This is a genomic window from Klebsiella sp. Q2 (assembly GCF_009900705.1).
Classification (GTDB): Bacteria; Pseudomonadota; Gammaproteobacteria; order Enterobacterales; family Enterobacteriaceae; genus Klebsiella; species Klebsiella quasipneumoniae.
Genome location: NZ_JAAABE010000007.1, coordinates 259735 through 282469 on the forward strand (window position 1 = coordinate 259735; position 22735 = coordinate 282469).

The 22735-nt window shown below is 57.3% G+C and carries 18 protein-coding genes and 1 pseudogene; 6 read left to right on the forward strand and 13 right to left on the reverse strand.

What is annotated here, in order from left to right:
• The first annotated feature begins 517 nt into the window (after positions 1-517).
• Together GT756_RS23500 and GT756_RS23505 are read left to right on the forward strand one after the other, a co-directional pair.
• The gene (locus GT756_RS23500; protein ID WP_160125102.1) at positions 518-2278 is read left to right on the forward strand and encodes a tannase/feruloyl esterase family alpha/beta hydrolase; all 1761 of its coding nucleotides are present in this window, start codon (positions 518-520) and stop codon (positions 2276-2278) included.
• Between the two features lie 33 nt (positions 2279-2311).
• Complete coding sequence (locus GT756_RS23505) at positions 2312-2680, forward strand: helix-turn-helix transcriptional regulator (protein ID WP_017900112.1); 369 nt, start codon at positions 2312-2314, stop codon at positions 2678-2680.
• A gap of 264 nt (positions 2681-2944) precedes the next feature.
• Here the strand turns inward: GT756_RS23505 and GT756_RS23510 are convergent.
• Positions 2945-5203, reverse strand: a pseudogene (locus GT756_RS23510) (TonB-dependent siderophore receptor).
• Positions 5204-5791: 588 nt separating this feature from the next.
• Here GT756_RS23510 and GT756_RS23515 point away from each other — a divergent pair.
• Complete coding sequence (locus GT756_RS23515; protein WP_064178429.1) at positions 5792-7372, forward strand: lytic transglycosylase F; 1581 nt, start codon at positions 5792-5794, stop codon at positions 7370-7372.
• Between the two features lie 121 nt (positions 7373-7493).
• Here the strand turns inward: GT756_RS23515 and ssb1 are convergent, their stop codons facing one another.
• Positions 7494-8018 carry a single-stranded DNA-binding protein SSB1 gene (gene ssb1, locus GT756_RS23520; protein WP_004151744.1) on the reverse strand — a complete coding sequence of 175 codons (525 nt, stop codon included), beginning with the start codon at positions 8016-8018 and terminating at the stop codon, positions 7494-7496.
• A 251-nt stretch (positions 8019-8269) separates the two neighbouring features.
• On the opposite strand from ssb1, the gene uvrA reads away from it, so the two are divergent.
• A complete protein-coding gene (gene uvrA, locus GT756_RS23525; protein ID WP_004206306.1) occupies positions 8270-11095 on the forward strand; it encodes an excinuclease ABC subunit UvrA in 2826 nt (941 codons plus the stop codon).
• Here uvrA and GT756_RS23530 read toward each other — a convergent pair whose 3' ends face one another.
• The 6 genes from GT756_RS23530 to dnaB all read right to left on the reverse strand — a co-directional run bounded on the left by GT756_RS23530 (position 11096) and on the right by dnaB (position 16806).
• Complete coding sequence (locus GT756_RS23530; protein ID WP_004206305.1) at positions 11096-11452, reverse strand: MmcQ/YjbR family DNA-binding protein; 357 nt, start codon at positions 11450-11452, stop codon at positions 11096-11098.
• A 3-nt stretch (positions 11453-11455) separates the two neighbouring features.
• A complete protein-coding gene (locus tag GT756_RS23535) occupies positions 11456-11872 on the reverse strand; it encodes a secondary thiamine-phosphate synthase enzyme YjbQ (protein WP_004206303.1) in 417 nt (138 codons plus the stop codon).
• Between the two features lie 131 nt (positions 11873-12003).
• Positions 12004-12717: an acid phosphatase AphA gene (gene aphA / locus GT756_RS23540; RefSeq protein ID WP_004206302.1), complete on the reverse strand. Its 714-nt coding sequence runs from the start codon at positions 12715-12717 to the stop codon at positions 12004-12006.
• 191 nt (positions 12718-12908) lie between these two features.
• Entirely contained in the window at positions 12909-14102 is a 1194-nt protein-coding gene (gene tyrB / locus GT756_RS23545; protein ID WP_043519217.1) for an aromatic amino acid transaminase, read from the reverse strand.
• 177 nt (positions 14103-14279) lie between these two features.
• Positions 14280-15359 (reverse strand): alanine racemase, encoded by a 1080-nt coding sequence (gene alr / locus GT756_RS23550; RefSeq protein WP_064151094.1) that lies wholly within the window; start codon positions 15357-15359, stop codon positions 14280-14282.
• A gap of 31 nt (positions 15360-15390) precedes the next feature.
• Positions 15391-16806, reverse strand: coding sequence for a replicative DNA helicase (gene dnaB / locus GT756_RS23555; RefSeq protein WP_002884942.1), 1416 nt, complete (start codon positions 16804-16806; stop codon positions 15391-15393).
• A gap of 169 nt (positions 16807-16975) precedes the next feature.
• On the opposite strand from dnaB, the gene GT756_RS23560 reads away from it, so the two are divergent.
• Positions 16976-17959 carry a quinone oxidoreductase gene (locus GT756_RS23560; protein WP_004177848.1) on the forward strand — a complete coding sequence of 328 codons (984 nt, stop codon included), beginning with the start codon at positions 16976-16978 and terminating at the stop codon, positions 17957-17959.
• A gap of 181 nt (positions 17960-18140) precedes the next feature.
• On the opposite strand, the gene pspG is transcribed toward GT756_RS23560, so the two are convergent.
• The 3 genes from pspG to GT756_RS23575 all read right to left on the reverse strand — a co-directional run bounded on the left by pspG (position 18141) and on the right by GT756_RS23575 (position 20111).
• Entirely contained in the window at positions 18141-18383 is a 243-nt protein-coding gene (pspG, locus tag GT756_RS23565; protein WP_064795156.1) for an envelope stress response protein PspG, read from the reverse strand.
• Positions 18384-18523: 140 nt separating this feature from the next.
• Positions 18524-19522 carry a tRNA dihydrouridine(20/20a) synthase DusA gene (gene dusA / locus GT756_RS23570; RefSeq protein ID WP_048322675.1) on the reverse strand — a complete coding sequence of 333 codons (999 nt, stop codon included), beginning with the start codon at positions 19520-19522 and terminating at the stop codon, positions 18524-18526.
• A 100-nt stretch (positions 19523-19622) separates the two neighbouring features.
• A complete protein-coding gene (locus tag GT756_RS23575; RefSeq protein WP_004206295.1) occupies positions 19623-20111 on the reverse strand; it encodes a cupin domain-containing protein in 489 nt (162 codons plus the stop codon).
• Positions 20112-20359: 248 nt separating this feature from the next.
• Here GT756_RS23575 and zur point away from each other — a divergent pair, with 248 nt between their 5' ends.
• Positions 20360-20875 (forward strand): zinc uptake transcriptional repressor Zur, encoded by a 516-nt coding sequence (gene zur, locus GT756_RS23580; RefSeq protein WP_004206294.1) that lies wholly within the window; start codon positions 20360-20362, stop codon positions 20873-20875.
• Positions 20876-20970: 95 nt separating this feature from the next.
• Here the strand turns inward: zur and GT756_RS23585 are convergent, their stop codons facing one another.
• Positions 20971-21180 (reverse strand): CsbD family protein, encoded by a 210-nt coding sequence (locus tag GT756_RS23585; RefSeq protein ID WP_004206293.1) that lies wholly within the window; start codon positions 21178-21180, stop codon positions 20971-20973.
• 235 nt (positions 21181-21415) lie between these two features.
• A complete protein-coding gene (gene dinF, locus GT756_RS23590) occupies positions 21416-22732 on the reverse strand; it encodes an MATE family efflux transporter DinF (protein ID WP_043519212.1) in 1317 nt (438 codons plus the stop codon).
• Positions 22733-22735 lie beyond the last annotated feature (3 nt).

Sequence of the window (22735 nt, forward strand, 5' to 3'; positions counted from 1 at the left end):
GCGCAGAATTACATGCAATTATGGCGACAAAATGGAGAAAAAAAGGATGTTAAATCATGTTTAAAAATATATTTAATGATGGAACTTTTCCTGAACGCCGTGGTTCTAATGGCCAACACCAGAGCTATATTTAGATTTTCCTGAACGGTCTTTATTGAAAAAGCCCCCTTTCTTGCTAATGGAAAGGGGGAAGGATCTCGTTAGGAATGTTGTTCTCTGGAATCACCAGGAACAGGCACAATCATATTCTTAAAGCCAGCAGATATAATGAAGAGAAATTGAATAAATTATGCAATCGACATCACAACATTCTATCTTGTATTCACCGCCAGACGCCGATGGCGAACATCTCCATATTTTCCTCAAAATAGCAGAATACAGTAGGGACGCCTTATCAAGGCATCAAGGAAAATCTATCGTTGTCTACAATAGCCAAGCAGTGGCGCCTCGCCAGGGAAGGTGAGGCATAGGCTTCACCATCCTGCCGCCTCCCATCATCAATCACAGGGAATCGCGTATGACACGCTTACTTAAAACGATGTTACCTATCATTCTCTGCACCCTCGTTGGGTTATCGTTCGCTTCACCCACGCAGGCGGCCTCCAGTCTGCCGATTGTTCTCCCCGCGCTAACATGCGATGCGCTAAGCGCTACCGACTTCAGCGCCGCCGTTGGCGCAAAGGTCACTATCAACCACACTGAAATGCAGACCTCCGCGCAGGGAAGCTGGTGCAAGGTGAGCGCCACTATCGCCCCCCAGATTGGCGTGCAGATTGCCCTGCCGACCCAGCGCTGGAGTCAACGTTTCTTGCAGGTCGGCTGCGGCGGACTGTGCGGGAGTATTAACCTGAGTCTGTCGAATGCCAGCGACTGCCTGCCGGCAATGAACGGCGAGTTTGTGGTGGCAGCAACCGATATGGGGCACCATGGCAGTATGATGGATGCGTCATGGGCCGAAGATCCGCAAAAGCGCATCGATTTTGCCTGGCGCGCCAACCACCTGACCGCAGTGCTGGCTAAAGCGGTGATGCAGACGCTTTACCGCCAGCTGCCAAAGTACGCGTACTTTATGGGCTGCTCAGACGGCGGTCGCGAAGCATTGATGGAAGCGCAGCGCTTTCCGCAGGATTTTGACGGTATCAGCGCTGGCGCGCCAGCGGCCTTTTTCCAGTTTCAGAACTCCTTCTTCCACGGCTGGAATGTGGCCGCCAATCAGCGTCCGGACGGTACCGCTATCTTGTTGAAAGATCGCTTACCTTTGATTCACCAGGCCATACTGGCTCACTGCCCGACGCTTTCCGGCGTGCAGGACGGCATCCTGCAAAACCCCTATGCCTGTCAGTTCTCTGAGACTTGGCTTCCCCGCTGTCCTGCCAACGCTCAGGACCGTTCCGCCTGCCTGACACAGGAAGAGATTGAGGTAGTGAAAAAGCTCTACCGCGGCGCTTACGACAGCCACGGCGCCCAGTTCGTCGCTGGCGGTCTTCCGCTGGGCTCCGAGCTACGCTGGCCGGTGCCGGAGACGCCGACCGGCCACTCAATGTCGGAAATGATGGTACTACCGGCTCTGCAATCCGTGCTCCTGCCGGGAGGAAAACAGAAGATCCAATCGATGCGGGATTTCCCACTTAATCAGCAGAATTTTGACGCCGTCGCTCAACTGGCACCGCTCTATAATGCGGCAAATACCAATCTTCATGCCTATCAGCAGCGCGGCGGCAAGCTTATCCTCTGGCACGGTCTGGCCGATGACTCCGTCAGCCCAGCCTTTTCTATCGCCTATTACCGCGGCGTAGAAGCAGAGATGGGCCATGCCGCAACGGATTCCTTCCTGCGGTTATTCCTGCTGCCTGGGGTAGCACATTGCGGTAATGGCGAAGGTTACGATCAAATTGATCTCCTTACCCCGCTGATGCGCTGGACCGAGGAAGGCATCGCGCCGCAGGAGATTATGGCCGGCAAACGGGCGCCAGCCGCCGCCAGGCTGCCGCCGATGACAGAAAAACCAGATGCCCAAACGCAGTTTCACGGCGTGCAGAAAGTCAGTCAGCCTTACGCTGACGCCGCTCCAGCCGTTATCGCAACGCGTCCGGTGTATCCCTTCCCGGCCATTGCCCGTTATAACGGGCACGGCAACGTGAATGACGGCGAAAATTATCATGCAGAGCAATCAACCGCGTTTGGTCATCTGCAGGTGGCAAAACCCGCCAGCGACTTTATTGGCCCTGATAACCAAAAAAATTATCAGGTTCGCCACGGCGAGCTCACCGTTCAATAAATCCAGGGCTCCTAATTGAGGAGCCCTTCGTTTTTGGGATTGGCCTCAATCATGCATAGCAAAACGCTCCAGCAATCGGTATTAAGCGACCTGCTCTTGTGGATCGATAATAATCTGGATAAGAAACTGACCGTCGACGATCTGAGCGATATCTCTGGTTATTCCCCCTGGCATTTGTTTCGGCTCTTCCGTCATTATTTTGATCGATCGCCGATGGAATATATCCGCCAGCAGCGCATGTCGCTCTGTCGCCGTTTATTGCTGACGACGCCTGGTTACCGTATTGTCGATATTTGTATTATGGTTGGTTATGACGATCTCAGTGCGTTTAATCGTACCTTCAAAAAATATCATGCGCTCACACCCACTCAATATCGTCATCAGGTCACCCGGCAAAAATAAGGAAGGTCCCCCTCCTCCGCATCGCTGCGGTTGGGAATGGAAGGGGGACAGGGGGTATTGCAGAAGGGAAATAGCAGGGTGCTATTATCGAGCCCGATCGGGATCAACGACCTTGCGCGACGGAAATCAGTATAAAAAGATATTTTGAGCTAATAATGTAGAGGGCGTGAAGATTTTGTCACCATTTATAATTGTCTCCACCGCTCTCATCTGAAATAAAAAAACCGGGCCGCGCTGCACCCGGTTTCATTCTCACCAGCACCATCAGAAGTGAGTATTTACGCTCACAAAGAAGGTCCGCCCCGATTCGTTATAGGTCTCGGCACCCGCGCCATACAGATAAGCTCCCGTCGTCGCGTTGCCGGTCGTTTGCGCATTCCCTGCCCGATAGTGGCGGATATCAAACAGGTTATCTATCCCGCTGGTGAAGCTCAGGTTTTTGTTCACATCCCAGGTCGCACTGAGACCAACAATACTGTATGGGCTGACTTCGTTTAATTCGCTGCCGCTGACCGCCTCGCCCTTATAATTAAAGCGTTTTGGTTTCTGTCGGCCATACCAGGTAAAGGTGCTCTGCAGAGAGAGATCTTCACGGACCTGCCAGCTCAAAGTCGAGTTCAGGGTAAACTGCGGGATCACTGACAGTCGGTCGCCTGTCGTCTTATTCTTGCTCTGCAGCATCCATGTCAGGTTATTGCTCCAGTTAACCGTCTCCCCCATCGGAAGATTCAACGTTCCTTCCAGGCCTTCCACTAACGCCTTTGGTACGTTTTCCCACTGATAGATATTGGTGGTGCCGTTGCTGGCAGTGCCCACCGCCGCGTACCCTGACTCAATCTTGTTGTGATAGTCGTTACGGAACCAGGTGATTCCCGCCTGATAGCCCTCATGCTTATACTCAAGACCAATCTCTTTATTAACGCTGGTCTCCGCTTTCAGGTCGCTATTCCCCATCAGATAGCAGGCGGAACTACTGGCGTAACAGCCTTGACCGTTGCTGTAGAGAATATAGTTCGGGTTCAACTGGTAGAGGTTAGGCGCCTTGTAAGAGCGGGCAATGCCCAGCTTCAGCGTCCAGTCGTCCGTCAGCTCCTGGGACAGGATCAGCGAGGGGCTCCAGTTATTGCCGACGATGCTGTGGTGGTCGAAGCGCAGAGCGGGTGTCAGCATGGTGCTGTCCGTTAGCGCCATATTATCTTCGGTAAACAGCGAGAAGATCTCGGCGCTGGAGTACGGGCTACGACCAGTAGCCGATACGCCATCGATAGTTCCGTAAGAGAGCGCCTGGGTTGTCGATACGCCATCTTTCATCCGCTGCTGATTCCATTCTGTCCCCAGCGTCAGATTCTGATCGACCCCCAGCGTAAACGGAATATTCACTTCGCTATGTAGCAGAACATCGGCCAGATCGATATCTGAAAACTCGCTACTGGAGAAGATCCCTTCCGTCCCCCCCGCCAGCCCTTCATTCATTCGCGAGTTGCGGGTGTGTTCGTACTGGGCATAGCTGTTGCTGGTCACGCCATTATCCCAGCCGCCGGTCCATGTCACGCCATAAGTTTGCCGGTAGAGACGGTTAGTCTCTTTCCCGTACATGCTCTTCACCAGCGTACTGGTATTGGTGTTTTGTGTGTCGCCGGCATAGAGGTTGCCCTGTCGGCTGTAGCCGGCCTCAAACTCCAGGGCCTGCATCGGGGCGAACTCCCAGCGCAGCTTACTGTGAATATCTTTGTTCACCACCCCTTCACGTCCGGCGGGATAAGAGCCCGCGTAGGAGCCTGTACGCTCGGCTTCATGCCCGGCGTTAATGTCCTGAGCATCGGCCTGGGTTTTACTCAGATTACCCCAGAGATTGAAGCTGACACTGTCTGACAGCGGACCATTGAGGCTAAAGTTGGTACGTTTCGTCGACCCTTCTTTACGATGCTGCGGAGCATTCATATAGGTATTCCACGACCCATGCCATTCAGGCGTGGTCGGTTTGGTCACGATGTTGACGACCCCGCCCATCGCGCCATTACCATAGCGCGCCGCCGCCGGGCCGCGGATCACATCGATATGATCGATCATCTCTGCCGGCACCCAGTTGGTATCGCCACGGGAATCACGATCGCCGCGCCAGCCATACCGCACCTAGTTACGGCTGGTGACCGGTTTTCCATCGACCAGCACCAGAGTGTTCTCTGGCCCCATCCCACGGATATCAATTTGTCGGTTGTTGCCTCGCTGACCGCTGGTGGAGTTACCGGTCAGATTGACCCCGGGTTGCGTACGAATTAACTCCGACACATCGCGGGCGGGGGGATGTTTGCGAATCTCGTCCGCAGTAATGGTCGACACGCCCGGCGCCTGCAGGTTCTGCCTGGCGGCAGTCACCACCATCGTTTCCTCGTGATTTTCAGCAGTGGGGGTGCTCTCGTCAGACGTCGATGGTTCGATAACGCTCTCTGTCGCCTGCAGCGGCACGCTACAGGCAAACAGAGGAATGGCGATCCCCAGCGGGAAGAGAGACGTGTATTTCATAGAATATGCCCTGTTTTCTGTTGCTGTCGGGCATAACGCCTTCCCCAATTGAAAAAACAATGGGATAAAATATTTGTCTCAGCGCCTCGCCAGATTTTGGCGCAGGTCAGCGCCTTCCCAGCATTAATGGGAATAAGAAGACAGCGTGAGGCATAATAAAATTAAGTGCCCTGTTTCATCATTAGAGAAAAAGCGCTGCGCGCTATTCTTTGATAGCGTAATCCAGACAGCGTGTCATTAGAGTAATGTGCCGTGTTACGGTAATAAAAATGAGATTCATTATCAAGATGATAATAATCAATATCAGAGAAAAATAAAATAACATTTACCAATCAGCTGGTTACCAAAAAACAAACGAAAGAGAATAAAGTAAAAATAAAATCATCAATTTCTATTCATCATTAAAAAAACATATTTTTATCATATTATCTCCATAGTTAAATTAAAGACAAAAGCACATTAATAGTAAGTAATACTATTTGCGAAAGACTCTTTGTCGGTATCGTTACACCTTTTCCCCCATGTCCTACCCAGCTAACGGCGGCCGTTCTGCTAAAATAAACACATCCCCCTGCGGAGTGCTCCTCCATGAACGCCAATTCGCTATCACGCCTGTTTATCGCCTGGCTTACCTGCCTCGCGACGCTGTTATTCGCCCCTTTTCTGCCGGCGGCGGAGGCGGAAATCGCGCCGCCGGTGGCAACCGAAGACAATACGCTGTCGATCCATATCGACGACATGCTGCAGCCGTGGAAAGGCGATCTGCCTGGCATGCTCGATCGGCGCACCATCCGGGTATTAACCACCTACAGCAAGACCTTCTTTTTTATTGATAAAGGCACCCAGCGCGGGGCAACGCACGACATTTTTATCGCGCTGGAAAACGATCTGAATAAACAGCTGGCGAAAGATAAAAAGCTAAAACAGCGCCACCTGAAGCTGCACATCGTTTTTGTGCCGGTCAGTCGGGATAAACTCTTTACCGCGCTTAATGAAGGTAAAGGGGATATCGCCGCCGCCAACCTGACTATCACGCCCTCGCGGGAAGCCCAGGTCGATTTCGCTCAACCGCTCTACAGCAACGTGAAAGAATTACTGATCTCCGGCCCGGCATCGCCGAAGGTCGACAGTCTGGAGCAGCTCTCCGGTCAAACGGTCTTTGTTCGCCGCTCCTCCAGCTATTACGAAAGTCTGCAAGCGCTGAACGCCCGATTTGCCAGCGAGTCACGACCGCCGGTTACCCTGGAAGCGGCGCCGGAAGCGCTGGAGGATGAAGATCTGCTGGAAATGCTCAACGCCGGGCTGGTGCCGTTGATCGTCGTCGATCAGCATAAAGCGGTTTTCTGGAAACAGGTATTTCCGAAAATCCAGGTCCATGACAACGTGGTGCTGCGCGACGGCGGCAACATTGCGTGGGCGGTACGCCAGGACAGCCCGCAGCTGCTGGCGCTGCTGAACAACTTCGTGAAAAAGAATCGTCAGGGCACCACGCTGGGTAATACCCTGCTGCTGCGTTACCTGAAAAATGCCCAATATGTTAAAAATGCCGCAGCGAGTAAGGAACGGCGCAAGTTCCTCGCCATGGTGGACGTCTTCCGTAAATATGGCGATCGCTATGATGTCGACTGGCTGCTGATGGCGGCCCAGGGATACCAGGAGTCGCGGCTGAACCAGTCGGTTCGAAGCCACGTTGGCGCCGTCGGAGTGATGCAGGTGATGCCCCGCACCGGAAAAGAGCTGAAGGTGGGCGATATTAAACAGCTCGATCCCAATATTCATGCTGGCGTGAAATATATGCGCTGGATGATAGATCGTTACTATGCTGATGAGCCCATGACCCGGCTGGATAAAGCGCTATTTGCCTTTGCCTCCTACAACGCCGGTCCGGCGCGTATCGCCCGCCTGCGCACCATGACCAAACAGCGCGGGTTTGATCCAAACGTCTGGTTCGGTAACGTCGAAAATCTGGCGGCAGAAAAAATCGGCGCGGAAACGGTGACCTACGTCAGCAATATCTATAAGTATTACATCGCCTATCGGCTGATCGTCGATGACATGGCCCGCAAACAGAAAGCGACGGCGGCACCGCGGCAGGAGCCGGTGGCGCCGCCAGCCAAACCGCAGCCCAGCGTGGCGATGCCCGCGACCGCTCAGGTGCCCGCGGCCTGAAGCGCTTGCGGCCAGCGGTCAAAACCACTTCTGAGGCGGTGGTGAAATAATCATAAAAAAAGCCCCGGCGAAACCGGGGCTTTCTGTGTTAACTACGCGGATATCGCGTTTAAGGCAGGCCTTAGAACGGGATATCGTCGTCGAAGTCCATCGGCGGTTCGTTGGAAGGCGCTGCCGGAGCCTGCTGCTGCGGACGGGACTGCGCGCCGCCGCTGAACTGGTTGCCGCCCTGCGGCTGCTGAGGCTGACCCCAACCGCCCTGCTGCTGTCCGCCGCCTGCCGGTGCGCCGCCGCCCTGACGGCCGCCCAGCATCTGCATGGTGCCGCCAACGTTTACCACCACTTCAGTGGTGTATTTGTCCTGACCGGATTGATCGGTCCACTTGCGGGTACGCAGTTGGCCTTCAATGTACACCTGAGAGCCTTTACGCAGATACTCACCAGCGACTTCAGCCAGTTTGCCGAACAGCACAACGCGGTGCCATTCAGTCTGCTCTTTCATTTCGCCGGTCTGCTTGTCACGCCAGGATTCGGAAGTTGCCAGCGTGAAGTTGGCGACTGCGCCGCCACTTGGCATGTAGCGTACTTCCGGGTCCTGCCCCAGATTACCGACGAGAATCACCTTGTTTACGCCTCTGCTGGCCATGTTCGTGTCTCCTGAATACGTTTCTTAATAGTGTAAACGCGCGAGTGTACCATTTCCACGTAGCATTTTAATAGCTGCGAGGCTGATTCCAGAGATAGTACCCGGCTACGACATTGTTGCACACTCGACCTGAATTTGCATTCCGATACTGTATATTCATTCAGGTTAAATTGTGTCATAATTAGCCGTTTCTGCCGTTTGTCCTTCAAGCAAACCAGGCAATCCGTGTATCTACCTACCGGGAAAGGTGAATGGATAAGATCGAAGTTCGGGGCGCCCGCACCCATAATCTCAAAAACATCAACCTCGTTATCCCGCGCGACAAACTCATTGTCGTCACCGGGCTTTCCGGGTCTGGCAAATCTTCACTCGCTTTCGACACCCTGTATGCCGAAGGCCAGCGTCGCTACGTCGAATCGCTCTCCGCCTATGCTCGACAGTTCCTGTCGCTGATGGAGAAGCCGGACGTCGACCATATCGAAGGGCTGTCGCCGGCGATTTCCATCGAACAGAAATCAACCTCTCACAACCCCCGCTCGACGGTGGGTACGATTACCGAAATTCACGACTACCTGCGTCTGCTGTACGCCCGCGTCGGCGAACCGCGCTGTCCGGACCACGACGTGCCGCTGGCGGCGCAGACCGTCAGCCAGATGGTCGATAATGTGCTCTCTCAGCCGGAAGGTCAGCGCCTGATGCTGCTCGCGCCCATCATTAAAGAGCGTAAAGGCGAGCACACCAAAACGCTGGAAAACCTCGCCAGCCAGGGCTATATCCGCGCACGGATCGACGGCGAAGTCTGCGATCTCTCGGATCCGCCGAAGCTGGAGCTGCAGAAGAAGCACACCATCGAGGTGGTCATCGACCGCTTCAAGGTGCGCGACGATCTGGCGCAACGTCTGGCCGAGTCGTTTGAAACCGCGCTGGAGCTCTCCGGCGGGACCGCCATCGTGGCCAATATGGATGATGAGAAAGCGGAAGAGCTGCTGTTTTCCGCCAACTTCGCCTGCCCGATCTGCGGCTACAGCATGCGCGAGCTGGAGCCGCGCCTGTTCTCCTTCAACAACCCGGCGGGCGCCTGCCCGACCTGCGACGGTCTCGGCGTGCAGCAATATTTCGACCCCGATCGCGTGGTGCAAAATCCGGAGCTGTCGCTGGCGGGCGGCGCCATCCGCGGCTGGGATCGGCGTAACTTCTACTACTTCCAGATGCTGAAGTCGCTGGCGGAGCACTATAAGTTTGACGTTGAAGCGCCGTGGGGCACCCTCAGCGCCAGCGTGCAGAAAGTGGTCCTGTACGGTTCCGGTAAAGAGAATATTGAATTCAAATACATGAACGACCGCGGCGACACCTCGGTGCGCCGCCATCCGTTCGAAGGCGTGCTGCATAACATGGAGCGCCGCTACAAAGAGACGGAATCCAGCGCGGTGCGCGAAGAGCTGGCGAAGTTCATCAGCAATCGCCCGTGCGCCAGCTGCGACGGTACGCGTCTGCGCCGTGAGGCGCGCCACGTGTTTGTGGAAAACACCCCGCTGCCGACCATTTCCGATATGAGCATCGGCCACGCGATGGACTTCTTTAACAATCTGAAGCTCTCCGGCCAGCGGGCAAAAATCGCCGAAAAAGTGCTGAAAGAGATTGGCGATCGCCTGAAGTTCCTCGTCAACGTCGGCCTCAACTACCTGACGCTCTCCCGCTCGGCGGAAACGCTCTCCGGCGGCGAGGCCCAGCGTATCCGTCTGGCGAGCCAGATTGGCGCCGGACTGGTTGGCGTGATGTACGTCCTGGATGAGCCCTCCATCGGCCTGCACCAGCGCGATAACGAGCGCCTGCTCGGGACCCTGATCCACCTGCGTAATTTAGGCAACACGGTGATCGTCGTTGAGCATGACGAAGACGCCATTCGCGCCGCCGACCATGTGATCGATATCGGCCCCGGGGCCGGGGTCCACGGCGGCCAGGTGGTGGCGGAAGGACCGCTGGAGGCCATTATGGCGGTACCAGAATCCCTGACCGGCCAGTTTATGAGCGGCAAGCGCAAAATTGAAGTGCCGAAGCAGCGCGTGCCCGCCGATCCGGAGAAAGTCCTCAAGCTAACCGGCGCGCGCGGCAACAACCTGAAAGACGTGACGCTGACCCTGCCGGTGGGCCTGTTTACCTGCATCACCGGCGTCTCCGGCTCGGGTAAATCCACGCTGATCAACGACACCCTGTTCCCCATTGCCCAGCGTCAGCTTAACGGCGCGACCATCGCCGAACCGGCGCCGTATCGCGATATTCAGGGGCTGGAGCACTTCGATAAAGTCATCGATATCGACCAGAGCCCGATCGGCCGCACGCCGCGCTCCAACCCCGCGACCTATACCGGGGTGTTTACGCCGGTGCGCGAGCTGTTCGCCGGGGTGCCGGAATCACGTTCCCGCGGCTATACGCCGGGCCGTTTCAGTTTTAACGTCCGCGGCGGTCGCTGCGAAGCCTGCCAGGGCGACGGGGTGATCAAGGTCGAAATGCACTTCCTGCCGGATATCTACGTACCGTGCGACCAGTGCAAAGGTAAGCGCTATAACCGCGAAACGCTGGAGATTAAGTACAAAGGCAAAACCATCCACGAAGTGCTGGATATGACTATCGAAGAAGCGCGCGAGTTCTTTGATGCCGTACCGGCGCTGGCGCGTAAACTGCAAACCCTGATGGACGTGGGTCTGACCTATATCCGTCTCGGCCAGTCGGCGACGACCCTATCCGGCGGCGAGGCGCAGCGCGTCAAGCTGGCGCGCGAGCTGTCCAAGCGCGGTACCGGCCAGACGCTGTATATCCTCGATGAGCCGACCACCGGTCTGCACTTCGCCGATATCCAGCAGCTGCTGGAAGTGCTGCACCAGCTGCGCGATCAGGGCAATACCATCGTGGTGATTGAGCACAATCTCGACGTGATAAAAACGGCCGACTGGATTGTCGATCTCGGCCCGGAAGGCGGCAGCGGCGGCGGCGAAATTCTGGTTTCCGGTACCCCGGAAACCGTCGCCGAGTGCGAAGCCTCGCACACCGCGCGCTTCCTGAAGCCGATGCTAAAATAATTAGCGAGAAAGCTGCTGCCGGACCGGCTCCGGCAGCATTTTTACCGCCTGCTGATAAGACGCATCGACCAGGTAGTAGATTTGCGAATCCGGCAGCGAGCCATCCAGAAAGACGGTGCTCCAGTGCGCTTTATTGAGATGCTGGCTGGGCCGGACGTCGCGATGCTGCTGCCGTAGCAGCTCCGCCAGCTCCGGGCTCGCCTTCAGCGCAACCGCCGGCCGCTGGTCTTCGACCTCCTTCACCATGGCAAACAGCACGTCCGAGACCTTAATCTGCGTGGCTTTCCAGTCGCTGTGGACGCTCTGCTCTGCTCCCGGCTTCGCCATGCAGTACTGCAATAACTCCGAAATTGTCATCTTTTATTCCCCCATGAGCGTCGCAACGATGTGCCGCGAACCGCCGTGTATCCGATGCTCCCCCAGCCAGATGCCCTGCCAGGTCCCCAGCCTGACGCGTCCGTCCTCAACCGGCAGCATCAGCGACACGCCAAGCATCGATGATTTGATGTGCGACGGCATATCGTCAGGGCCTTCATAATCATGTTCGTACGGCGCATTGTCCGGCACGGCGTTAAGAAAATACTGCTCCATGTCATACCGGACGGTGGGATCGCAGTTTTCGTTGAGCGTCAGGGAAGCGGAAGTATGCTGGAGCAGGAGGTGTAGCAGGCCGACCTTCACCCCGGACAGCCCGCGGATCTGGCCGAGGATTTCGTCGGTGACCAGATGAAAACCACGGGATTTAGGCCCAAGCGTCAGGGTTTGCTGATACCACATCATCGACTCCTTTTTGCGAATGAATCCCTCTAAGTGTGCAGCAATACGTGAAAAGGTAAAACCTTCCACCCCGGATTTTGCATAAAAAAACGGCAGCGTCACCGCTGCCGTTTATCACGTTCTGACGCCTGTCAGTATTCGGAATTGACGATCACTTCTTCGCCCAGCGCGCCGGCCATCGGCAGCGGCTTATAGGAGGAGTTGGCGGCACGCAGCACGCGGATCCCGCGGGCGCCCGCCTCGCGGGCGGCGGTAATATCGTTATCCGAGTCGCCATAGAAAACCTTTATCTGCTTCGTCTGCAGCCACTGGGTCTTGGTATTCTGACCCGGCTTATCGCCAGCGAAAATCACTGGGTTCATATTGGCGGCGGGGATAAGAAAATCATCCTGCAGGGTTTTAGAAACGGTTTCTGTTTTGGTCTGGCTGCGGCCGGTGACGAACCAGATGCTGTCGCCACGCTTCACATGCATGGCAATCAGCTGGCGCGCCACCTCTTTTGGCATGCTGAATTCGTCCCAGCCGTTGTTCATTTTTTCCCAGAACTGCGGGTTTTTCAGGTAATCCTCACTGCCGGGAGAGAAGGTTTTTTGCCCGCGCCAGAAACCAGGACTGGAGAAGAGAACGGTGTCATCGATATCAAAGCCGACGGCCATCGGCGGACGCCCCAGCAGGCTGTTCTCAATTTGCGCCACCGAAACCCAGTGGATCGGCGCCTGCTCGGCCAACTGGGCCACGTTGGTGCCGACCCACAGCGGCTGTGGCGTGGAGGCGCGCGCTACTACGGCGCTGTTCAGCGTGAACAGGAGAGAAGCCGCCGCAAGGGCGAGAGTAAGTTTGCGCATATTTATCCCTAAATCTATCAATCATTATTGTTTTCAATAATGTGCATGCTTAGTAACGCCCCGACCTTACCCGCAGGCGACAGGGATGAAAAGCCTTTTTCGCGTAGATGTCATAGAAAAAGAGGATGATCACAATCAGAGGGGGTTGCCCCTGCCCGTTGACCGGCAGAGACAACCTGCTGGAGAGCGGCTTACATTACCGCGGCAAAGGCTTTCGCGACCTGCTGAACATTACGTGAGTTTAACCCCGCCACGCACATGCGTCCGCTGGCAATCAGGTAGACGCCAAACTCGTCGCGCAGGCGATCCACCTGCGCCGCACTGAAGCCGGTGTAGCTGAACATCCCGCGCTGCTTGAGCAGGTAATCCACATCGCTGCCCGGGGCAACCTGCTGCAGCGCGTCGACCAGCGCCTGACGCATAGTCAGGATATGCGCGCGCATGGCGTCCACTTCCGCCTGCCAGGTGGATTTCAGCCCGGCATCGTTCAGCACCGTCGCCACCACCTGCGCGCCAAAGCTCGGCGGGCTGGAGTAGTTGCGGCGCACGGTGGCCTTCAGTTGGCCAAGCACGCGGCCTGCGGTTTCACTGTCTTCACAGACCACCGACAGGCCGCCGACGCGCTCCCCGTACAGGGAGAAAATTTTGGAGAACGAGTTGCTGACCAGCATCGGCATCCCGGCGCTGGCGATGGCGCGAATGGCGTAGGCATCCTCTTCCAGCCCTGCGCCAAAGCCCTGGTAGGCGATGTCGAGGAACGGGATCAGCTGACGCGCTTTCAGGATCTCCACCACACGATCCCACTGTTCCGGCGTCAGGTCGGCGCCGGTCGGGTTGTGGCAGCAGGGGTGCAGCAGCACAATGTCGCGCGCCGGCAGCGTTTGCAGCGTCGCCAGCAGCGCTTCAAAGCGCACGCCGTTGGTGGCTTTATCAAACCATGGGTAAGTACTTACTTCGAAGCCAGCCCCTTCAAATATGGCAATGTGGTTTTCCCAGGTCGGGTCGCTGACCCAGACATGAGACTCAGGAAAGTAGCGTTTGAGGAAGTCGGCCCCGACCTTCAGCGCGCCCGAACCGCCGACCGTCTGAATGGAGGCGATGCGGTTTTGCTTAAGCGCGCTATGCTCCGCGCCAAACAGCAGCGGCGCAATTGCCTGGCGGTAGCCGCTCAGCCCTTCCATCGGCAGATACAGCGAGGCGCCGTGCGGCTCGGCGTTCAGGCGCGCTTCCGCTTCCGCCACCGCCTGCAGCTGCGGGATAATGCCGTCATCGTTGTAATACAGCCCGATACTCAGGTTGACTTTGTCGCTTCGCGGGTCTTCTTTGAAGCGTTCCATCAGAGAAAGAATAGGGTCGCCGGCGTAGGCGTCAACTTTTTGAAACACGCGATGTATCTCCAGGTTTACATGGGGCAGGTTCTTACACAATAAACCGGATATGACGGCAGGTCGAGAGGATGTTGAGGGGAAAGTGACCGCGCAGCGGTATAAACCGCTTTTTTGTCCGCGGCTATACCGATAGCGTACCGGATAAGCGTCTGAGCTATCCGGTACGAACAAGGCTTAGTCGAGGTATTTCATGGCGACGCGGGAGGTCAGTCGCGTAATAAGTTCGTAAGCACTCACTTTCGTGATCTCGGCGATGCGCTCTACCGGGAGTCCCTCTCCCCACAGCACCACCGCGTCGCCGGCTTTATCCTGGGCCTGCGGGCCGAGGTCAACGCAGATCATATCCATCGCCACCCGGCCGACAATCGGCACTTCGCGGCCATTGACCAGCACCGGGGTGCCCGACGGCGCGGCGCGCGGATAACCGTCGCCATAGCCCATCGCGACCACGCCGAGACGCGTGTCGCGTTCGCTGATCCAGGTGCCGCCGTAGCCGACGGACTCCCCTGCTTTATGCTCGCGCACGGCAATCAGGCTGGACGTCAGGGTCATCACCGGCTGACAGCCAAAATCTTTCCCGGTGGAGCGATCGTCCAGCGGCGACACGCCATACAGGATAATGCCCGGACGCACCCAGTCATAATGCGACTGCGGCCACAGCAGGATACCGCCCGAGGCGGCGATCGAGCGCAATCCCGGCTTGCCTTCGGTAAAGGTGGTGAAGATATCCAGCTGGCGTTCGGTTGCGCCGCAGGTCGGCTCATCGGCGCGGGCGAAGTGGCTCACCACGTTAACCGGCTGGCGGACGTTTTTGCACTGGCTCAGACGCTGATAAAACGCCTCGGCTTCCTCCGGACGCACCCCTAAGCGATGCATGCCGGTATCCAGCTTCATCCACACGGTCACCGGCTCGGGGAGATCGGCTTGCTCCAGGGCCGCCAGCTGTTCGGGGCTATGCACCGCGGTATGCAGACGCTGAGCGGCGATCACCGCCAGGTCTTCCGCCGCAAAAAAGCCTTCCAGCAGGAGGATCGGCTGCGCGATCCCCCCCGCTCGCAGGCGCAGCGCCTCTTCCAGGCGGGCGACGCCAAAAGCGTCGGCGTCGGTCAGCGTTCGCGCGGTCTCAAGAAGACCGTGTCCGTAGGCGTTCGCTTTCACCACCGCAACCAGTTTGCTGGCAGGCGCCAGTTCACGCAGACGTTGCAGGTTGTGTCGCAGAGCGCGGCGGTTGATAACTACAGTTGCCGCTTGCATTTGAATTCCTTAATAAAAGAAGGAGGAAGGGTTACTCATCATCATACTGAGGACCGGCATAATTATCGAAACGCGACCACTGACCGTTGAAGGTCAGTCGCACGGTGCCGATCGGGCCGTTACGTTGTTTACCAATGATAATTTCCGCGATGCCCTTAAGATCGCTGTTCTCGTGATAGACCTCATCACGGTAAATGAACATGATTAAGTCGGCATCCTGTTCGATAGAGCCGGACTCACGCAGGTCGGAGTTGACCGGACGTTTATCGGCACGTTGTTCCAGTGAGCGGTTCAGCTGCGACAGCGCCACCACCGGCACCTGTAGCTCTTTGGCCAGCGCCTTCAGCGAGCGGGAGATTTCGGCGATCTCCAGGGTACGGTTGTCAGAGAGCGACGGCACGCGCATCAGCTGCAGGTAGTCGATCATAATCAGCCCGATGCCGCCATGCTCGCGAGCGATACGCCGCGCGCGGGAACGCACTTCCGTCGGCGTCAGGCCGGAGGAATCATCGATATAGATGTTACGTTTTTCCAGCAGGATGCCCATGGTGCCGGAGATCCGCGCCCAGTCTTCATCGTCCAGCTGACCGGTACGAATGCGGGTCTGATCGACGCGCGACAGCGAGGCCAGAGAACGCATCATGATCTGCTCGGAGGGCATCTCGAGACTGAAGATGAGTACCGGTTTGTCCTGCAGCATCGCTGCGTTTTCCACGAGGTTCATCGCGAAGGTCGTTTTACCCATCGACGGACGGGCGGCGACGATAATCAGATCCGACGGCTGCAGGCCGGCGGTCTTTTTGTTGAGGTCGTCGTAGCCGGTGTTGACCCCGGTAACGCCGTCATGCGGCTGCTGGAACAGCTGTTCGATACGGGCGACAGTGGCGTCGAGGACATCGGCGATGTTTTTCGGCCCTTCGTCTTTATTGGCCCGGCTTTCAGCGATTTTAAAGACGCGGGACTCGGCGAGATCGAGCAGATCTTCGCTGGTTCGCCCCTGCGGGTCGAAGCCGGCCTCGGCGATCTCATTGGCCACCGAGATCATCTCGCGCACGACCGCGCGTTCGCGCACGATGTCGGCATAGGCGCTGATGTTCGCCGCGCTGGGGGTATTTTTGGACAGTTCCGCCAGATAGGCAAAGCCGCCCACGCTGTCCAGCTGTCCCTGACGCTCCAGCGACTCCGCAAGGGTGATCAGGTCAATCGGGCTGCCCGACTCCTGCAGGCGCGCCATCTCGGTAAAAATATGACGATGCGGACGGGTATAAAAGTCGTCGGCAACGACGCGTTCGGCAACGTCGTCCCAGCGCTCGTTATCCAGCATTAAACCGCCCAACACCGACTGCTCCGCTTCAATCGAGTGCGGCGGGACTTTCAGCCCGGCGAGCTGCGGATCGCGTTCGCGGGTTTCTGTCTGTGGTTTGTTGAAGGGTTTATTTCCTGCCATAGCCTAACATTTCACCGATACGGAAAAGAGCGTGACAGTATAGCGAGAAAGCCATTGCCGCTAAAGAACCCATTAAGCGTGGCTGGCCTGAGGCGGGTAAGAAAATCCGTCGCTGCCGCCGCAGGCTGTTAAGCTTACTGGATAATCTCAGAACAACACAGGAGCGAACATGGCAACACGCATCGAATTTTCAAAACACGGGGGGCCGGAGGTGCTTCAGGCGGTTGAGTTTACCCCTCGCGATCCTGCGGAGCATGAAATTCAGGTCGAAAACAAAGCTATCGGCATCAATTATATCGACACCTATGTTCGCAGCGGCCTCTATCCGCCGCCGTCGCTGCCGAGCGGTCTGGGCACCGAGGCGGCCGGCATCGTCAGTAAAGTCGGCCATGGGGTGACGCACATTAAGGCAGGCGATCGGGTGGTGTACGCCCAGTCGGCGCTCGGCGCCTACAGCACGGTGCACAATGTGCTGGCCGATAAAGCGGCGGTCTTGCCGGACGCCATCTCTTTCGAACAGGCCGCCGCGTCGTTCCTCAAAGGATTAACGGTCTGGTATCTGTTGCGTAAAACTTACGAAATTAAGCCTGATGAGATGTTCCTGTTTCATGCCGCCGCCGGCGGCGTGGGGCTGATTGCCTGTCAGTGGGCGAAAGCGCTGGGGGCGAAACTTATCGGCACCGTCGGCAGCGCGCAGAAGGCGCAGCGCGCCAAAGCGGCGGGCGCCTGGCAGGTGATTAACTATCGCGAAGAACCTATCGCGGAGCGGCTCAAAGCGCTCACCGACGGTAAGAAAGTCGCCGTAGTCTATGACTCGGTAGGGAAAGATACCTGGGAAGCCTCTCTGGACTGTCTGCAGCGCCGCGGCCTGATGGTCAGCTTTGGCAACTCCTCCGGCCCGGTGACCGGCGTTAATCTGGGGATCCTGAATCAGAAAGGTTCTCTGTACGTCACCCGCCCATCGCTGCAGGGCTATATCACCAACCGGGAAGAGCTGGCTGAAGCCTGCAGTGAGCTGTTTTCGCTGATCGCCAGTGGAGTAATCAAAGTGGACGTGCCGGAGAGTCAGACCTATCCGCTGACCGAAGCGCGAAGGGCGCATGAAGTTCTGGAGAGCCGGGTGACACAGGGGTCGAGTCTGCTGCTGCCGTAAGCGGACAAAAGGACAAAAGTTTAGGGCTTCCACCTGGGAAGCCCTTACTTTTTTTTAGTTCGGCTGTATGTAGGGTACAGCGCGATGAATTCGTTAACGCGCTAATAGTGACAGATTTGCGTAGCGATGCCTACGCGGTTCTGTGCAAAATTGTTCAGGTTGTGACACACCCCTCAATACCTTAGTAACGCCAACGGTTATTGTCGCGAAAAGCGTTTCCGTCCGGGGTTTTCAGCGCCCGAATAACCCACACTACCACCACCGCCAACAGCAGCCACGGCAGCAATTTGAGCATTAAAGCAAACAAACCGCCGACGAACATCAGCGCCGTAGCCACCACGATGGCGGCGATAATCCCCAACAGCGATACGCCGGTGACCAGCAGCATGACAAAAAATCCGATGACAAATAACAGTTCCAGCATGGCTCTCTCCCCACAGTCATTAATATGTCGCTCTGCAGGTATTACAAAAAACATGCCAACAATAACAAACTGAATTTAAAAGAAAACGCCCCGCAATAGTGTGCGAGGCGTGGTCAATTTCACCAGGTTTTGGTGAGAAACTAACGCTTATCGGCCACCAGCTTTAGGGCCTGCTCCAGCACCGCAATGTCGGCGCCGGCTTTATGCGCATTTTCGCTCAGGTAGCGACGCCACTGGCGGGCGCCTGGGATACCCTGAAACAGTCCCAGCATATGACGGGTGATATGGCCCAGATAGGTGCCCTTGCTGAGCTCGCGCTCAATATACGGGTACATGGCCCGCACGACGGCCACCGGATCGGCATCCGCGCCGGCGACGCCGAAAATCTCCCGGTCGACCGAAGCCAGAATACCCGGATTCTGATAGGCCTCACGCCCGACCATCACCCCATCCATATGCTCAAGCTGCATTCTGGCTTCATCCAGCGATTTGATACCGCCGTTAATCGCCATCGTCAGGTGGGGGAAGTCACGCTTCAGCTGCCAGACGCGGGGGTAATCCAGCGGCGGGATCTCGCGGTTCTCTTTCGGGCTCAGACCGGAGAGCCAGGCTTTGCGGGCGTGAATAATAAACATCTCACATTCGCCCTTGCCGGAGACCGTCTCAATGAAATCACAGAGGAATTCATAGCTATCCTGGTCGTCGATGCCGATACGGGTCTTCACCGTGACCGGGATCGACACCACATCGCGCATCGCTTTGATACAGTCGGCCACCAGCGGCGCGTTACCCATCAGGCAGGCGCCAAACATCCCGTTCTGCACGCGATCGGAGGGGCAGCCGACGTTGAGATTGATCTCGTCATAGCCGCGCGCCTCGGCCAGCTTCGCGCACTGCGCCAGGGCCTGCGGGTCGCTGCCGCCGAGCTGCAGAGCGACCGGGTGCTCTTCTTCGCTATACGCCAGGTAGTCGCCTTTGCCATGAATAATCGCCCCGGTGGTCACCATTTCGGTATACAGCAGCGTATGCCGCGACAGCAGCCGCAGGAAGTAGCGGCAATGTCGGTCAGTCCAGTCGAGCATCGGCGCGATGGAGAAGCGATGAGCAGGGAAAACAGGTGACGTTGATTCAGGCATCATGGCGAATAAATAAGCATCCGGGTAAAAAGGGGCGCTACTATAGCATAAAGATAAATCACAGGCGCGTAGTGCGCCGCGCTTCGCCCCTTCCCGGTGTCGATTACTTTATCCGCGGTTTGCCGTCATGTGGGCCAAAGAACTGCGGCGGATGGTCAACCCAGCGATCCTGGCGCGTCGCGGCATAGCCAGGATTGAGCGGGTAGTAAATTCGGTTGTACTTTTTGTTGGCCTCACCCACCACCAACAGACGAACCTCCTGCTCGGTGTTATTGAGAAAAGTGTGGCAGATGCCGGTACCAGCGGGAAAACCCACGCTGTCCCCCGGCTCCAGTTTCCAGAGATAGCCGTTTATCCACACTTCCGGATAGCCCTCCAGCACATAGATGAACTCTTCCTCATCGCTCTCCGCGTGCGGGTAAGAGGTGCGCCGCCCGGGCGGCAGTCTCTCGTGGTGGATCCCCAGCCGGTTGAGGCGTAAACCGCGCCCCAGCGGCGCGCCAATGGAAAAACGCTCCGGGCTGTCGGGATAAGTGGCATCGTCGGGCCCTTCCAGTTCGCGCCAGTGGCGAATGCAATCAGGTCGTTTCATCGTTTTCTCCCGAAAATGAGACACTTCAGATATAGCATACCTGGGTCAGGCGTGTTGCGATTAAATCGGGCATGACGGTTTTAGCAGCCGGCTAAGGCGCAGCCTCCACGAGCGTCAGCGGCCAGCCCCCGGAACTGGCGCAGGCACCGACAATCTGAAGTATGACCCGCATCACCCGTCGGGTCTCGGCGTTTTCCGTGGAACGTGATAAAGTAACAGATTCAATTTCACGCAACCTGAGGATGCTCATGGATAAGACCCCTTCGCAAGAGATGTTAGCGCATGCTGAAAAGCTGTGTGCGCAACGCGGCGTACGCCTGACCCCACAGCGTCTGGAAGTGTTGCGCCTGATGAGCCTGCAGCAAGGGGCAATCAGCGCCTACGACCTGCTGGATCTGCTGCGCGAGAAAGAGCCGCAGGCGAAGCCGCCGACGGTCTACCGCGCGCTGGAGTTCTTACTCGAGCAGGGTTTTGTCCACAAGGTGGAATCGACCAACAGCTATGTGCTGTGTCATCTCTTTGACCAGCCGACCCACAGCTCGGCCATGTTTATCTGTGACCGCTGCGGCGTGGTGAAGGAAGAGGCGGCTGAAGGGGTGGAAGATATCATGCATACGCTGGCGGCCAGAATGGGCTTCGCCCTGCGCCACAACGTGATTGAAGCCCACGGCCTCTGCGCGAGCTGCGTGGAAGTAGAAGCCTGCAGCACGCCGGGACACTGCCACCACGATCATACTATTCAGCTCAAAAAGAAAGCCCGCTGAGCGGCAGCCGCAGCGGGAAAAAGGGTTAACGGCGCGTCCCTGCGCCATTCAGACAGGCACTAACACAAATGCTTCTTTCTTCGGATCAAGGAACGCTACCAGCGATAGTCGTTCTTATGCTCCCAGTCTGAGACTTCTTTCTCAGCCTGATCTTTCGCATAGCCGTAACGCTCCTGAATTTTGCCGACCAGCTGGTCGCGCTTCCCTTCGATTACGGTCATATCATCATCGGTAAGTTTGCCCCACTGTTCCTTGGCTTTACCTTTCAACTGTTTCCAGTTACCGCCGATTTCGTCTTTATTCATGATAACGTCCTCATCATTCGGTGGGTTTACAGCCCGTTTTGTGCCGGACATGGTATTAACTATAGATGAGAATGCTGGCGCCGATTCGTTATTCGGAATTTTTAACCACCATACCGATGGATAAGGCTGAGGAGATTTCCCCGGCTTGCGCTACGCTGAGCCGGGCTACTGAGTTGCCCCGGTAAGCGGTGCGCAACCTCGGGAATTCATGGATAGCCGTTATGAACGGCAATAACTAGCTAAACCAGGTGCCGCGTCGCCAGTGGCGGCGCCAGATCAGCGCCAGCGACAGGCCGCGCAGGGCGAGAAACACCGCTAGCGCCAGCCACAGGCCGTGATTGCCGAGCACCGGGACCGTAAGCAGCGTCACGGCGAAGCCGGCCGCGGCGACCGCCATGCTGTTCCGCATCTCCGCGCCGCGCGTCGCGCCGATAAACATGCCGTCCAGCAGATAGCACCAGACCCCGACCACCGGCAGGATCGTCTGCCAGATCAGATAGCGATCGGCCAGTTGCTGCAGGGAAGGCAGCGAGGTTAACAGCGCGATGATGTGCCCCCCCGCCAGGCTGTAAACCAGGGCAAACGCCAGCGCCACCATACCGGACTGCCGGCAGGCCGCCCGCCACACCTCCAGCAGCTGGCTGCCGTCGCGCGCGCCGTAGGCCTGGCCGGAGTGGGCCTCCACGGCATAGGCAAAGCCATCCAGCGCGTAGGCGGTAAAAGTCAGCATGGTCATCAGTACGGCGTTGACCGCCACGATATCGCTGCCCAGCCGGGCGCCGAAGACGGTCAGCGCGCCAAAGCACAGCTGCAGCAGCAGGGAGCGCAGCATGATGTCGCGATTCAACGCCAGCAGACGGCGCATGTCTCCGCGCCAGGCGTTTTTCAGCATCGCCAGCGACACGCCGCGCAGCGTTAGCACCCGCTTCGCCATCATCAGGCCGATAATCAGGGTCGCGTACTCCGCGGTGACCGTGGCCAGCGCCGCCCCCTGGACGTTCATCCGCAGGCCCATCACCAGCCACAGGTCGAGCACAATATTCAACAGATTACCGACCACCAGCAAAATCACCGGCGCCCGGGCGTACTGGACCCCCAGCAGCCAGCCGAGCAGCACCAGGTTGGCCAGCGAGGCGGGCGCGCTGAGCCAGCGGATTTCGAGAAACCGTCTCGCCTGCTCGAGAACCGCCTCGCTGCCGCCGACGATATGCAGGGCGAGGTTAATCAGCGGCAGGCGAAACAGGATAATTAACACCCCGGCGCCCAGCGCCAGGACCAGCGGCTGCACCAGCGCCCGCGCCAGTCGCAGCGGATCTTTGGCCCCCCAGGCCTGAGCGGTCAGCCCGGTGGTGCTCATGCGCAGAAACAGCAGCAGCATAAACAGGAAACTGGTGGCCGTTGCTCCGACCGCGACGCCGCCGAGGTATACCGGGCTGTCAAGGTGGCCGATCACTGCGGTATCCACCAGCCCCAGCAGCGGGACGGTGATATTGGAGAAAATCATGGGGAGTGCAAGGCGCCACAGCGCTTTATCGGCAGCGTTGAGCAGCATGTT

Bases quoted from the DNA above. Each gene is read 5' to 3' on its own strand.
- alr (WP_064151094.1), bottom strand. From the start codon at position 15,359: ATGCAAGCGGCAACTGTAGTTATCAACCGCCGCGCTCTGCGACACAAC.
- uvrA (WP_004206306.1), top strand. From the start codon at position 8,270: ATGGATAAGATCGAAGTTCGGGGCGCCCGCACCCATAATCTCAAAAAC.
- zur (WP_004206294.1), top strand. From the start codon at position 20,360: ATGGATAAGACCCCTTCGCAAGAGATGTTAGCGCATGCTGAAAAGCTG.
- GT756_RS23560 (WP_004177848.1), top strand. From the start codon at position 16,976: ATGGCAACACGCATCGAATTTTCAAAACACGGGGGGCCGGAGGTGCTT.
- GT756_RS23535 (WP_004206303.1), bottom strand. From the start codon at position 11,872: ATGTGGTATCAGCAAACCCTGACGCTTGGGCCTAAATCCCGTGGTTTT.
- aphA (WP_004206302.1), bottom strand. From the start codon at position 12,717: ATGCGCAAACTTACTCTCGCCCTTGCGGCGGCTTCTCTCCTGTTCACG.
- GT756_RS23585 (WP_004206293.1), bottom strand. From the start codon at position 21,180: ATGAATAAAGACGAAATCGGCGGTAACTGGAAACAGTTGAAAGGTAAA.
- ssb1 (WP_004151744.1), bottom strand. From the start codon at position 8,018: ATGGCCAGCAGAGGCGTAAACAAGGTGATTCTCGTCGGTAATCTGGGG.
- dusA (WP_048322675.1), bottom strand. From the start codon at position 19,522: ATGATGCCTGAATCAACGTCACCTGTTTTCCCTGCTCATCGCTTCTCC.
- dinF (WP_043519212.1), bottom strand. From the start codon at position 22,732: ATGCTGCTCAACGCTGCCGATAAAGCGCTGTGGCGCCTTGCACTCCCC.
- GT756_RS23500 (WP_160125102.1), top strand. From the start codon at position 518: ATGACACGCTTACTTAAAACGATGTTACCTATCATTCTCTGCACCCTC.
- pspG (WP_064795156.1), bottom strand. From the start codon at position 18,383: ATGCTGGAACTGTTATTTGTCATCGGATTTTTTGTCATGCTGCTGGTC.
- GT756_RS23515 (WP_064178429.1), top strand. From the start codon at position 5,792: ATGAACGCCAATTCGCTATCACGCCTGTTTATCGCCTGGCTTACCTGC.
- dnaB (WP_002884942.1), bottom strand. From the start codon at position 16,806: ATGGCAGGAAATAAACCCTTCAACAAACCACAGACAGAAACCCGCGAA.
- GT756_RS23575 (WP_004206295.1), bottom strand. From the start codon at position 20,111: ATGAAACGACCTGATTGCATTCGCCACTGGCGCGAACTGGAAGGGCCC.
- GT756_RS23530 (WP_004206305.1), bottom strand. From the start codon at position 11,452: ATGACAATTTCGGAGTTATTGCAGTACTGCATGGCGAAGCCGGGAGCA.